The organism is Clostridia bacterium, assembly GCA_028698525.1.
Classification (GTDB): domain Bacteria; phylum Bacillota; class Clostridia; order JAQVDB01; family JAQVDB01; genus JAQVDB01.
Genome location: JAQVDB010000033.1, coordinates 14,179 through 27,405 on the forward strand (window position 1 = coordinate 14,179; position 13,227 = coordinate 27,405).

14 protein-coding genes are annotated in these 13,227 nt (G+C 36.9%); 13 read left to right on the top strand and 1 reads right to left on the bottom strand.

Annotated features, from left to right (window positions below; all coding sequences use genetic code 11):
* Positions 1-8 precede the first annotated feature (8 nt).
* On the bottom strand, positions 9-1,007 hold the full coding sequence (gene glpX / locus PHP06_06400; protein ID MDD3840188.1) for a class II fructose-bisphosphatase: 999 nt from the start codon (positions 1,005-1,007) through the stop codon (positions 9-11).
* A 154-nt stretch (positions 1,008-1,161) separates the two neighbouring features.
* Between glpX and PHP06_06405 the strand changes: the two genes are divergently transcribed.
* The 13 genes from PHP06_06405 to PHP06_06465 form a co-directional block, all read left to right on the top strand.
* Positions 1,162-1,920 (top strand): hypothetical protein, encoded by a 759-nt coding sequence (locus PHP06_06405; GenBank protein MDD3840189.1) that lies wholly within the window; start codon positions 1,162-1,164, stop codon positions 1,918-1,920.
* A gap of 41 nt (positions 1,921-1,961) precedes the next feature.
* Positions 1,962-2,825 carry a UTP--glucose-1-phosphate uridylyltransferase GalU gene (galU, locus tag PHP06_06410; protein MDD3840190.1) on the top strand — a complete coding sequence of 288 codons (864 nt, stop codon included), beginning with the start codon at positions 1,962-1,964 and terminating at the stop codon, positions 2,823-2,825.
* Positions 2,826-2,961: 136 nt separating this feature from the next.
* Positions 2,962-4,221 (top strand): adenosylhomocysteinase, encoded by a 1,260-nt coding sequence (locus tag PHP06_06415; GenBank protein MDD3840191.1) that lies wholly within the window; start codon positions 2,962-2,964, stop codon positions 4,219-4,221.
* Positions 4,214-5,518 (top strand): amidohydrolase, encoded by a 1,305-nt coding sequence (locus tag PHP06_06420; GenBank protein ID MDD3840192.1) that lies wholly within the window; start codon positions 4,214-4,216, stop codon positions 5,516-5,518. The genes PHP06_06415 and PHP06_06420 overlap by 8 nt, the downstream gene beginning before the upstream one ends.
* Positions 5,519-5,792: 274 nt before the next feature.
* Positions 5,793-6,356, top strand: a complete 564-nt coding sequence (folE, locus tag PHP06_06425) for a GTP cyclohydrolase I FolE (protein MDD3840193.1) — start codon at positions 5,793-5,795, stop codon at positions 6,354-6,356.
* 7 nt (positions 6,357-6,363) lie between these two features.
* Positions 6,364-6,849 (top strand): HD domain-containing protein, encoded by a 486-nt coding sequence (locus PHP06_06430; protein MDD3840194.1) that lies wholly within the window; start codon positions 6,364-6,366, stop codon positions 6,847-6,849.
* 10 nt (positions 6,850-6,859) lie between these two features.
* Entirely contained in the window at positions 6,860-7,690 is an 831-nt protein-coding gene (gene folP / locus PHP06_06435) for a dihydropteroate synthase (GenBank protein MDD3840195.1), read from the top strand.
* A gap of 1 nt (position 7,691) precedes the next feature.
* The gene (folB, locus tag PHP06_06440; GenBank protein ID MDD3840196.1) at positions 7,692-8,051 is read left to right on the top strand and encodes a dihydroneopterin aldolase; all 360 of its coding nucleotides are present in this window, start codon (positions 7,692-7,694) and stop codon (positions 8,049-8,051) included.
* 2 nt (positions 8,052-8,053) lie between these two features.
* The gene (folK, locus tag PHP06_06445; protein MDD3840197.1) at positions 8,054-8,527 is read left to right on the top strand and encodes a 2-amino-4-hydroxy-6-hydroxymethyldihydropteridine diphosphokinase; all 474 of its coding nucleotides are present in this window, start codon (positions 8,054-8,056) and stop codon (positions 8,525-8,527) included.
* 105 nt (positions 8,528-8,632) lie between these two features.
* Complete coding sequence (locus PHP06_06450; GenBank protein ID MDD3840198.1) at positions 8,633-9,802, top strand: ROK family transcriptional regulator; 1,170 nt, start codon at positions 8,633-8,635, stop codon at positions 9,800-9,802.
* 77 nt (positions 9,803-9,879) lie between these two features.
* Positions 9,880-11,262 (top strand): hypothetical protein, encoded by a 1,383-nt coding sequence (locus tag PHP06_06455; GenBank protein MDD3840199.1) that lies wholly within the window; start codon positions 9,880-9,882, stop codon positions 11,260-11,262.
* A 65-nt stretch (positions 11,263-11,327) separates the two neighbouring features.
* Positions 11,328-12,413, top strand: a complete 1,086-nt coding sequence (locus PHP06_06460; protein MDD3840200.1) for an aldose 1-epimerase family protein — start codon at positions 11,328-11,330, stop codon at positions 12,411-12,413.
* 30 nt (positions 12,414-12,443) lie between these two features.
* On the top strand, positions 12,444-13,227 hold a 784-nt coding region (locus PHP06_06465; protein ID MDD3840201.1), incomplete at its 3' end, for an amidohydrolase family protein.

A 13,227-nucleotide genomic window follows, 5' to 3' on the forward strand; every position in this document is an offset into this window, starting at 1 on the left:
AAGGTGGTTTACACCTTTTCTTCTCTATTTCTTTCTCTGGAAGGTATTGTTTTGCATTTAAGGTCATGTATAGCCTTTATATATCTTATAGTCTTGTACTTCGCTCTCATAACTACAGAATACGTTGTAGCTTTATAACTTCCAAACTGTACACCTTTTAGGAGATCACCATCACTTACTCCTGTTGCACAAAAAATTATATCATTTCCTCTTGCAAGGTCTTCAGTATAATATGTTTTATTTATATCAAAACCTTTTTTGACGATTTTCTCTTTTTCTTGCTCATCCCTTATATAGAACTTTGTTTGAATTTCTCCATCTAGACATCTTAAACCTGCTGCAGCCAACACGGCTTCAGGCGCCCCACCTATGCCTATGTATAGGTCTATATTGCTGTCATTCATTGCTGTTGCAAGGGAAGCTGCTACGTCCCCGTCTTGTATCAGCTTTATCCTTGCCCCTAGCTCACGGGCCTCTTGGATTATCTTTTTGTGCCTATCCCTATCCAAAACCGCTATTGTTAAATCTTTTAATTGTTTTTTTAATATTGCTGAAGAGACTTTTAAGTTTTCTCTTAAAGGTGCATCCAAATCCAATTTTCCTTTAAGGGCAGGACCGCAAGCCAGCTTATACATATAGAAACATGGAAGGGCTATAAGGCTGCCCTTTGAGCCGGCTGCTAAAATTGCTAATGCATTATGTAAACCGTTTGCCACCAAACGCGTTCCATCTACAGGATCTACTGCAATATCCACTTTAACAGCATCATTCTTCCAATTGCCTACCTTTTCATTCACATAAAGCATTGGAGCTTGGTCTTTTTCTCCTTCGCCTATGACTATTGTTCCCTTCACTGATATCAGGTCCAACATACCCCGCATTGCATCTGAAGCCGCCTTGTCTACTGCATCTTTATCTCCGTATCCTAGAAATCTGCTGGCTTTTAAAGCTGCGGCTTCTGTAACTCTCAAGAACTCCATAGCTATTTCTCTTTGTAAGTCCTTCAAATTAAACCCCCTCCCTACCGCTTTTATATCAAAGATTATAACATATATATTCATCTAGTCAGATGAATCGAATTATTTTTCATATTAAAAAAACATATGCATTAAATATGCATACTATGTATTAGAATATCATTAGATAGGAAGGCGAAAACCTATGAAGTCAGCAACCAAAGCTACTTTTTTTACTTTGCTTTTGATAACTATGTATTCCTTTTTAGAATATTTAATTCATGTAGGTGCTAATGAATTTATTTTGATTTTGTTTGATAATATAGACTATATATTTAAAAGTATAATATCGTTGATGCTACAGCCATTAGGTCTTTTAACATCATTGGTAGCTATAGTAATTATATTCAATTGGAAATGGGTAGAGCACTTCCTGAAGAAGAAACTATATCTTATAAAAAGGATAGAGATTGGAAAGAATAAAATTATATTCAACGGAGCATATAATACCAGCACAGAGATCGCCTTCAAAATAAGTGAAAAAGATGACATAGTAGAAAAATTGGACTATGGTTCCAGAGAAGATATAGAACATATTAAATATATGATAATGAATATATCTAGAGGCAGTGCTTCTATATTGAGTTATTTAGCCGTTGAAGAGAACGTGAAAAGCGTATCATTGATGGAAATGGTTTACAAAATGTATTATAATAGTTTAAAGATAGATGGTAAATTTCACGAACTCAGGTTTAAAGACCTGTGTAGTGCCGTGAGTGTGCAATTGATATCTCTTTTCAATACTAATTTGATCTCCGGCAAAATCAAATTTCCGGCAGGCCTTGAAGGCGGATTAGATAGAGTTAGGGTGTATGACATATTTATTTCAGAAACAGTAAAGAGGGCCATTTTAGAATTGGAAAATCAAGGGATGGATTTTAGGCCGGACATAATATGGAAATAAATTAAATTATTATATAACAAATCAAGGGAGGATATGGGAGAATGAAAGTAACAAAAGCTATTATACCAGCAGCAGGATTAGGCACAAGATTTTTGCCTGCTACAAAAGCTCAACCCAAAGAAATGCTTCCTATAGTTGATAAACCGACTATACAGTATATTGTAGAGGAGGCTATTAAATCAGGCATAGAGGACATACTCATAATAACAGGGAGAAATAAAAGGGCAATAGAGGATCATTTTGATAAGTCTGTTGAACTGGAGCTGTCGCTAAAACAAAAAGGTAAGGAGGATCTTCTGGATATCGTCCAGGATATTTCAAGCCTAGCAAATATACATTACATAAGGCAAAAGGAACCAAAAGGATTGGGACATGCTATCTATTGCGCTAAATCATTCATAGGAGATCAGCCTTTTGCAGTGCTTTTAGGCGACGATGTAGTAGATTCAGATGTTCCTTGTTTAAAGCAGTTGATAGATGTATATGACGAATATAAGACTACCATACTTGGAGTGCAAAAGGTACCGGAAGGACAAGTAGAGAAATACGGTATTGTAAAGGGAAATCATGTAAAAGAAAGATTGTATGATGTAAAGGATTTGGTTGAAAAGCCTAAAAGAGAAGAAGCACCTTCTAATATTGCTATTTTAGGTAGATACATAATAACTCCTTCCGTATTTGATATTTTAGAGACTACAAAGCCAGGGGCTGGGGGGGAGATCCAGCTTACCGATGCTTTGAAAGTCCTTGCCCAAAGAGAACCCATGTATTGCTATGATTTTGAGGGAAAGAGGTATGATGTAGGTAACAAACTGGGCTTTTTAGAAGCCACTGTTGGATTCGCACTGAAAAGAGATGACCTTAAGGAGGATTTCAGGGAATATCTAAAGGGTATAATGAAATGAGAGTCTATTGACTATTAAAAGAACAGGCGAAGGATAATTCTCGCCTGTTTTGCTTTTTTTAATATATGTTATAATTTATAGATGAATAACAAAAGAATAAGGATGGAAAAATTGTACGATATGGAGGATATAGATTATGAGTAGAAGCATTATAAGAGACCAAAGTCTAGCAGCAAAAGGAAAGCGTAAAATTGATTGGGTAAAAAGACATATGCCTTTGCTCAATGGGATAAAAGATGAGTTTTCCAAACACAAACCATTAAAAGATTTAAAAGTATCTGTTTCTATACATCTAGAGGCAAAAACCGCATACTTAGCCCAGGTTCTTGCGGCAGGTGGTGCTCAAGTTTATATAACAGGGAGCAATCCTCTTTCCACCCAGGATGATATTGCCGCAGCTCTTGTACAACATGGTATAAATGTGTTTGCATGGTACGGTGCTTCTGAAAAAGAATATATAGAACATTTGAATTATACATTAGAGTGCAAACCCCATATAGTTATAGATGATGGCGGCGATTTGGTACACATGCTTCACGGGGAAAGAAAAGACTTGGCTGACCACGTTATGGGCGGGTGTGAGGAGACTACTACCGGAGTCATGCGGTTAAAAGCGCGCCAAAGGGGAGAAGGTTTGAACTTTCCCATGATGGCAGTAAATGATGCTTATTGTAAATACTTGTTTGATAATAGGTATGGTACAGGCCAATCGGTGTGGGATGGCATAATGAGGACTACAAATTTGATTGTAGCAGGGAAAACAGTAGTAGTAGCAGGCTATGGATGGTGTGGCAAGGGTGTAGCCCTGAAGGCTAAAGGATTAGGAGCAAATGTAATAGTATGTGAGGTGGATCCTATAAAAGCACTTGAAGCCTTTATGGATGGATATAGAGTCATGAGTATGGACAAAGCTGCCAAACAAGGGGATATATTTATAACTGTCACAGGCTGTAACCAGGTGATAACTGCCAGGCATTTTGATAATATGAAAGATGGCGCTATACTTGCAAATGCAGGCCATTTTAACGTAGAGATATCGGTGGATGACCTGGAGACCTGTTGTGTTGAGAAAAGAGAAATGAGGGACAATATAACAGGGTATGTGATGAAGGATGGTAGAATTATTAACCTGTTAGCTGAAGGCAGATTGGTGAATCTGGCAGCAGGAGACGGACACCCAGCTGAGATTATGGATATGAGTTTTGCATTGCAGGCACTTTGTGCTGAATATATAGTTAAAAATGGTCAAGGCCTAAAAAATGTATTATATAAAGTACCGGATGAAATAGATAAAAGGGTAGCAGAGATGAAATTGGCATCTCTTGGGGTAGAGATAGACTATCTAGACCCGGGACAAATTGAGTATATAAATGGTTGGGGAGGAAAATATGCCTAAATACGAATATGATATCCTTATAAGGAATGCAATAATTATAACTAATGATGATATAGGCATAATAGAATGTGGAGAAGTAGGAATTATAGGCGATCACATAGCATATGTGGCAAGCAAGCCTCAAAAAGAGAGCACAGCAGCCCATGTAATAGAGGGAAAAGATATGGTTGTTATGCCAGGGCTGGTCAATGCCCATACCCATACTGGGATGTCTATACTGAGAAGTTTTGGTGATGATATGCCTCTATGGGATTGGCTTACAAAAATTATCTGGCCTGCTGAAGATATGTTGAACGGAAAGGATATATACTGGTCTTGCATGCTCAGCATCGCTGAAATGATCATGTCAGGGACCACATGCTTTGCAGACATGTATTTTTTTATGGAAGATGTAGCTAAAGCGGTGCAACAAACAGGTGTACGTGCATTGCTTGCTAGAGGACTTCAGGATAATGACGGAAAGGGAGAACTGCGTTTAAAGGAAAACGAAATCCTGTTCAGAGAATATGATAGCGTTTCAAATGGCAGGCTAAAAATAGCATTAGGACCACATGCACCCTATACATGTAGCATGCCATATTTGAACAGAATTGCTGATACAGCATGTAAATTAGGATGTAAAATACATATTCATTTATCAGAAACAGAAAAAGAAGTTAGGGAAAGTATTCAGGAATTTGGAAGATCTCCTATCCGGTATGCTCTGGATTCCGGGATTTTTGCATCAGATACTATAGCGGCACATTGTGTAAATGTATCAGACCATGATATTGATATACTTAAAAACAGCAAGGCGAACGTGGTTTATAATCCATCCAGCAATTTTAAATTATCCAGTGGATTTGCACCTGTAAATAAATTTATGGAAAAAGGCATCAATATATGTCTAGGTACAGACAGTGCAGCTAGCAATAATAATTTAAATATGTTTGAAGAAATGCATATAGCTTCTCTGGTAAACAAAGTATTATGTGGTGATCCAACTGCAATTGATGCAAAAACTGCATTAAATATGGTTACTATAAATGGAGCAGCTGCACTAGGATTTGAAAGGTCAGGGCGTATAAAAGAAGGTTGGAAGGCGGATATAATTTTAATTGATATGAATTCGCCTCATATGTATCCTAGAAACAACATAGTGTCAAATATAGTATATTCGGCTCAGGCTTCTGACGTCCATACTGTAATAGTTGATGGCGGGATATTGATGGAAAATAGACAATTTAAAAAAATAGATTTAGAGAGAGTATATTTTGAAATAGAAAAGATAAGGGAGCGATTAAACGAAAATAGGTGACCCTGGTCACCTATTTTCATGGGGTTTGGAATTTTATTTTAAAACTCAAGGGGTATTAAGAAAGGATGAAGGCTAAAAAAATTTATAACCTTTCTTCTTTCTACATTATAATAGAAAAAATGACATTGTTGTATAATTTTACAGTACTATTTGTATAGTACTTTAGTATTAAAAAGCATACTAATATGCGTGTGGAACAATAAAAAAACTAGAAAAAATAAAATAAATGAGTTATAATGTCGAAGTAAAGGTATTTGAAAGGGATGTAATTTAATTGTTTGATGGGGAGAAAATTAAAAAAGCCGTAACTATGATAATCGAGGCTATAGGCGAGGATCCTGAAAGGGAGGGTCTGAAAAAAACGCCTGACAGAGTAGCCAGGATGTACCAAGAAATATTTAGCGGACTAGAACAAGATGCCGGACAATATTTGCAGGTTTATTTTACTGAAGAACAGTATGATGAAATGGTGCTGGTCAAAGATATTCCTATTTATTCTATGTGTGAACATCATTTTTTGCCTTTCTATGGCAAAGCACATATCGCTTATATACCTAAAAAGGGTAGAATTACAGGACTGAGCAAATTAGCAAGAGCGGTGGATACAGTCGCAAAGCGTCCACAGCTGCAAGAACGGTTGACAAATCAGGTGGCTGATCTTGTGATGGAAAACCTTGATGCTCAAGGAGTTGTTGTGGTCATTGAAGCTGAACATATGTGTATGACTATGAGGGGTATTAAAAAGCCGGGTTCAAGAACTATAACATCAGCTATACGGGGATTATATAGAAGAAACATGGCTTCCAGACAGGAAGCATTTACATTGATAAAGGGGTAGAGATGTCATGGAAAAAGTTAACAATATTTTAAAGAATCACAGATACTGGGAATACCTGCAAAAGAATGAGCAATATGAAAGAGACAGGAAATTTTGCAAACATGGTATTGACCATCATTTGAATGTTGCTCGCATCGCCTATATATTATCAATAGAAAATAATATGCAGATAGATAAAGAGATTATTTATGCTGCCGGATTGTTGCATGATATTGGGAGATGGAAAGAGTATGAGCAGGATGTTGATCATGCATCTGCTAGCGCAGAGCTATCAGAAGATATCTTGAAGGAATGTGGGTTTAACAGAGATCAAAGACATATGATAGAAAAAGCTATCAAAGAACATAGAAAAGATGGGGTGCAAAATACTTATTTAAGCGTGCTTTTATGCAGAAGCGATAAGTTCGCTAGAAATTGTATTGATTGCCAGGCTATCAATGAATGCAACCGTTTTAAGGATAAAGATATAAGCGATTATAGGCTTGTTTATTAGGAGGAAAGTCATGTCTTGTATAAAACGTGTAATTAAAATTGGAAATTCTAAATTAGAGATGGGAAAACGTACATATATAATGGGTATTTTGAACGTGACGCCAGATTCGTTTTCAGATGGAGGAAAGTATATAGATTTGGATAAGGCGGTAGAACATGCTTTAAATATGGTAAAGGATGGGGCAGATATAATTGATATAGGTGGCGAGTCTACAAGGCCTAATTCTAGTAGAGTAGATTTGTGTCAGGAAGTAAGAAGAGTAATTCCGGTAGTTGAAAAATTGGTAAAAGCAATTGATATTCCCATTTCTGTTGATACATACAAGGCTGAAGTTGCTAGACTTGCCTTAGAACAAGGGGCTCACATGATAAATGATGTGTCAGGTCTTAAAGAGGATAAGGATATGGCAGAAATAGTTGCTCAATATCGGGTGCCAGTATGTATAATGCATGACAGTAAAATATACCATCACCAAGATGTAATATATGAAATAGTTAACGGTATAAGAGAAAGCCTTGATATAGCTTTTTCGGCAGGGATAGATCCAGAGAATATAATACTAGATCCAGGGATAGGGTTCGGTAAGGACTGGAAACAAAATATTATGATAATGAGAAGGTTTGAGGAGCTGTGTAAGCTAGATTATCCTTTGTTGTTGGGTACTTCAAGGAAATCATTTATAGGGAAGACATTGGATGTTCCTGTAGATCAGAGGTTAGAAGGCACTTTGGCAACGGTTTGTGTAGGCATAACAAAAGGTGCAGATATTGTGCGGGTTCACGATGTAAAACAGGTTAAAAGGTTAGTTGATATGACTGATGCTATGGTAAGAAGGTGTTGATTTGGATTCAATATCGATCAAGGATTTAGAGATATATGCTTATCACGGTGTAAACGAAGAAGAAAAGAAACTGGGCCAGAAATTTTCAATATCTTTGAAGATGTATGTTGACCTTAAGAAAGCTGGAATATCGGATGACATATCGGATACTATCAATTATGCAGAGGTGATTCAGGATATTAAGTCTATTTGCATTTCTAAATCATATAATTTAATTGAAACTCTGGCTGAAGAAGTGGCCAGATATCTATTAAAAAAATATCGAATTATTAACAGTGTAAAAGTAGAGGTTAAAAAACCTTGGGCACCCGTAGGGTGTATTTTAAACTACGTCTGCATAAGTATACATAGGGAGAGATGAAAATGTCAACGGTTTATCTTAGTCTAGGTTCTAATATGGGGGACAGAGAAAAAAATTTAAATAATGCGATAAGGCTGTTAGAGGAGACTGAAGATGTACAGGTAGATATAATTTCGAAATATATAGAGACTGATCCTGTAGGGTATGTTGCTCAAGATAAATTTTTAAACTGTGCATTAAAAATATCCACTCAGTTATCACCTAGCAGAATATTGAAGATATGCATGAACATAGAGAAAAAACTGAAAAGAATGAGGACTGTAAAATGGGGACCTAGAACAATAGATATCGATATATTGATGTATGATGATCTCGTGATAGATGAGGAAAATCTGGTTATCCCCCACCCTAGAATGCATCATAGACTTTTTGTGCTTGAATGTCTAAATGAAATTGCACCTAATGCAGTTCATCCTTCTACTGGGAAAAAGATAAAAGAATTATATACAGAAATTGTGCAGAACACCACCGATTGAGGTGGTGTTTTATTAAAAATGAATAAAAGGACTTTACAAATGAATGCAGAATAATATACTATAGTTAATAAACTTTACTAACCAAAGAAAGACCGAGGAGATACTATGAAAACGGGAAAACCAGAAGTCATAGCAAATATGAATAAAAATGCTATTCTTCAGCTTTTAAGAAAATCAGGACCTTTATCCAGAGCTCAGATATCCAGGAGACTTAACATGAGCTTTCCAGCAATATCTTCAAATGTAAGGATATTATTAGATCATGGATTGATAGAGGAAGTAGGAGAAGGAAATAATTATTTAGGGAGAAAATCAACTTTGCTAGCATTTAATCCAAACAAAGGATATGTTATAGGGGTTGATATAGGTAGAAGCAGGTTGAGAGTAATGAGCAGCAACTTATCAGGAGAAGTTATAAAAAGTATAAAAATAGATTGGAGTACAGAAATAGAAGGAGAACATATAATAGACAAAGTGTGTGACGCGATAAATGAAATAGTTGAAATGAGCAATATACCTGTCAAGGATATTATGTGTATATGTATAGGTATCCCCGGAATACGGGATGAGCAACAGGAAAAAAACTTGCTAGCTCCTTTTATAGAAGGTTGGAAAGAGATAGATATAGAGGACAGAATATCTAAAGAATTTCCCACAGAAATAATAATAGATAACAGCGTGAATTTTGGAGCTATCGGTGAAAAATGGAAAGGAGCTGCAAGAGGTTACAAAGATATAGTTTATATAACTTATGGAGTGGGCATAGGAGCTGGTTTGATTTTAAATGGTGAATTATACCGTGGATTCAAGAATGCTGCGGGAGAAATTGGATATATGACGGTAGATAAGCATTTCTTGAGAAAGTATTTTAAAGATGCAGGTTCTTTGGAGGAATTGGTATCAGGTGCTGCAATAGGGAAAAACATTTCAAATGTATATGGAGGAGAGGTTAGGACGGTAGAAGAAATTCTAAATAGAACAGATCAAGATGATGCTTTTGCCTTTAACATTGTGAATGATATCGTTATATATATTTCGATGACCCTTGTTAATATTGTTTCATTGATTAATCCGGAAATTATAGTTTTATCCGGTAGAATCGGTAAAGCGATATTTGAAAGATATAATGACAGGATAATACAAACAATGAATGCCCATGTTCCATATGTTCCTGAGATAAGTCTGTCAGAACTAGATGAAAAGGCTAATGTGCTAGGGGCAGTAGCGGTTGGGATAAGGCACGCAAATAGCAGGAATATATTTCAAACAAAATGATGTAAAAAAGAAGGAATTTATAAACAAATGTAGAATTACTTAATAAAGTTTAATAAATAAAAGGAGTGTATAAATTTATGATCACACCAACTGCTGGATTTATAGTATATGGAGTGCATAAGGATGGGTTAAAAGATCCTAGCGGCGATCTGTTTATTGATGATTCTATTATCCAAAAGTCCAAGAAAGCACTAAAGGAACGGGGAGTTGACCTTGTGGAGCATGACGTGATAGTTGCCACAAAACAGGAAGCCAAAGAAGCATTGGGAAAAATGAAACATGATGACAATGTAGATTGTGTAATATTATTTACAGCTACCTGGGTTTGGGCAGCTCATTTGATTGCAGCAGTGAGAGACTTTGCAGCTACCGGCAAAGGAGTTTTGATATGGACAAATCCAGGCTCCCAAGGCTGGAGGCCTGTAGGCGGCCTCGTGATGCATGGCGCGTTATTAGAAGTAGGCATCCAACACAAATTTGTATACGGTTCAGCAGACGATGCTAAAGAAGTAGACAAAGTAGTCAGCTTTTGCAAAGCAGCACACCTTAAAAATTTCCTAAATATGTCCACTGTAGGCGTATTTGGCGGCAGGGGTATGGGTCAGACATGTGGGGTGGCAGACCCTTCACAGTGGATGAGGATGTTTGGAATAGATATAGATACCAGAGATACCACAAAACTGATAAAAAGAGCGGAAAGCATATCCCAGGACAAAATAAAAGCCATGGAACCGAGGTTTATGGAGCTGTTTGATAAACTGCCGGAAAAGACTGAAGCTAACGAGCGTTCAGTAAGACTATACCTTGCACTCAAAGAGATAGTAGAAGAAGAAGGCTTTGACTTTTATTCGATACAATCCTTCCCCGGTTTGGGAGACGACTATGCAGCCACCTGCTTTGCACAGAGCATGATGTTGGAAGACGGATACGGCACATCCACATTGGGAGATATGAATACTGCACTTACAGTGCTATTATTGACGAAACTGAGCAAAGAAAGAGTATACTACGGTGATCTTCAGAATATAGATAAAGAGAATAATGAAATTAAAATAATAGGAGATGGAGCAATACCGCCATCACTAGCTAGCAAAATAGGACCTGCAGGATTTGGAAAGCACGGAATTCCAACGGAAGGCGAGGCAGGAGGCCTATCAGTTGAGTTAGTATGCAAGGCAGGCGAAGGGGTGCTGGCAAGACTAGGGAGAGTGAATGGCGAATTCCAGATGGTGATAACCAGATGTTCTATATTTGAACCGCCTGCTGACCAGATAGAGCAGAGAAGACAAGAATGTGGAATACCTTTCTGGCCTCATGGGTTTGTAAAAGCTCATTGTGACATCGATAAGCTTCTTGAGCACTGGACCAATGAATATGCATGCCTAGGATATGGGGAAGACCTGTATCAACCCCTGATAGATTTTTGTGAAATGACCGGAATAAAACCAATATTGCCTTAAATATGTTTTTCAAGCGAGCACAATATGCTCGCTTGAAATTAACTTTTTTACTCAAGGAGGATATTATGAAATTATTTAATAAATCCTATTCAAAAAAAGAGTTGTCCCGAAAGTGTGGTAATATGCATCAGATTGGAGGAACTAGGCACTACGAGCTTTTGGAAGGAAGCGCTAAAGGCACAAGAGCTATAGATATAAATACCGGTTCAGGTTTTCACTTCACAGTTTTGCCCGATAGGGGAATGGATATATCTCTTGCATCGTATAGAGGTGTAAATTTGGTTTATCAGACACCTAATGGAGAGATGAATCCAGCTTTTTATAATGCAGTAGGCACAGAATGGCTCAGGACGTTTTTTGCCGGATTGTTAACTACCTGTGGTTTAACATATTTTGGGCAACCATGTATAGACCAAGGAGTCGATTTAGGCATTCATGGCAGATATAATAGTATACCTGCAAGAAATTTTTGCGACAATTCTAAATGGTTGGATGATGAATATGTAATTCGCCTGTCAGGTGTTGTGGAAGAAAGCATTTTAGGTGGAGATAAAGTGAGGATGACCAGGGTTATAGAAACTTCTATAGGGAAAAAATCCTTTCTAATAAAAGATACGATTGAAAATTTTGGCTCAATTCCTGCTCCTTTAACAGTTCTATACCATATAAATGCTGGTTTTCCACTACTGGATGAAAATGCGGAATTTATTATATCTACTAAACATATAGAACCATATGATGATTTTTCAAAATCACAAATCAAAAAATATAAAGAGTATTATTTACCTGACAAAGATATAGGAGAGCAGAACTTTTTACATACCATGGCATGTGACGATGATGGATATGCATATGCTGCGGTAGTAAATGATATTTTGTGTGATGGTTTAGGCCTATATATAAAGTTTAAAACAGAGGGATTGCCATATCTTAACCAATGGAAACTCAATAGATATGTTGACTATGTAGCAGCGATAGAACCATGTAATACTGAATGTGAATGTAGAGCCAACCTAAGGGAAAAGGGTATTTTGCCATATATAAACCCAGATGAGGTAAAACAGATAGAGATAGAAATAGGTGTGCTGGATGGGAAAGATGAAATACTTGATTTTAAAGATAGAGCCCAAAAGACTAGCAAAGATATCTAGTTTAACCAATTTAGATATGAGGGTGATTAGATGGGAAGATATGTTCTAAAGAATGGCAAGGTTATCCTTGCGAATAAGTTGATCGATAATGGCGGAGTAGTAGTGGAAGGGAAATATATTAAGGATATATTCTCTGGAGATAACAATATCAGCTATGGACAGGATTATCAGGTTATAGATGTTAAGGGGAAATATATATCGCCGGGATTTATTGACATTCATGTGCATGGTGGTGCTAATTCGGATTTTTTGGATGGCAGTCAGGATGCAATAAAAGACATATTGAAACTGCATGCACAAAACGGCACTACTTCTCTGCTTGCTACTACTCTTACCTGTTCTGACAAGGATTTGTTCAATGCATTGGATAATATAAGGATTGCCATAGACAACGATTATGATGGGGCTAAGATACTAGGCGTGCATTTAGAAGGACCGTATTTTTCGCCAAAAGAAAAAGGAGCCCAAGATCCTAAGTATATAAGGAATCCTGTAAGAGATGAATATGTATCTATAATTAAAAAATATCCCGGAATGATAAAGCGTGTATCTGCCGCTCCAGAATTAAAAGGTAGCCTGGAGATGGCTAAATATTTGAGTTCTAAAAATATTTTGGTATCCATGGCTCATACTGATGCAACATATGATCAGGCAATAGAAGGTGTAGACAATGGCTTTAGTCATATAACTCATATATATAACAGTACTTCTAGTGTAAGGAGCAGAGATTTTTATTGCCAAGCAGGAGTAGTAGAGGCAGGGTTAAGCCTTGATGAACTGACTGTTGAAGTGATTGCAGATGGGAGACATATAC

Excerpts from the sequence above, each read along its gene's own strand:
- PHP06_06405 (MDD3840189.1), top strand. The coding sequence starts at position 1,162 with ATGAAGTCAGCAACCAAAGCTACTTTTTTTACTTTGCTTTTGATAACT.
- galU (MDD3840190.1), top strand. The coding sequence starts at position 1,962 with ATGAAAGTAACAAAAGCTATTATACCAGCAGCAGGATTAGGCACAAGA.
- PHP06_06415 (MDD3840191.1), top strand. The coding sequence starts at position 2,962 with ATGAGTAGAAGCATTATAAGAGACCAAAGTCTAGCAGCAAAAGGAAAG.
- PHP06_06420 (MDD3840192.1), top strand. The coding sequence starts at position 4,214 with ATGCCTAAATACGAATATGATATCCTTATAAGGAATGCAATAATTATA.
- PHP06_06430 (MDD3840194.1), top strand. The coding sequence starts at position 6,364 with ATGGAAAAAGTTAACAATATTTTAAAGAATCACAGATACTGGGAATAC.
- folP (MDD3840195.1), top strand. The coding sequence starts at position 6,860 with ATGTCTTGTATAAAACGTGTAATTAAAATTGGAAATTCTAAATTAGAG.
- folK (MDD3840197.1), top strand. The coding sequence starts at position 8,054 with ATGTCAACGGTTTATCTTAGTCTAGGTTCTAATATGGGGGACAGAGAA.
- PHP06_06450 (MDD3840198.1), top strand. The coding sequence starts at position 8,633 with ATGAAAACGGGAAAACCAGAAGTCATAGCAAATATGAATAAAAATGCT.
- PHP06_06455 (MDD3840199.1), top strand. The coding sequence starts at position 9,880 with ATGATCACACCAACTGCTGGATTTATAGTATATGGAGTGCATAAGGAT.
- PHP06_06460 (MDD3840200.1), top strand. The coding sequence starts at position 11,328 with ATGAAATTATTTAATAAATCCTATTCAAAAAAAGAGTTGTCCCGAAAG.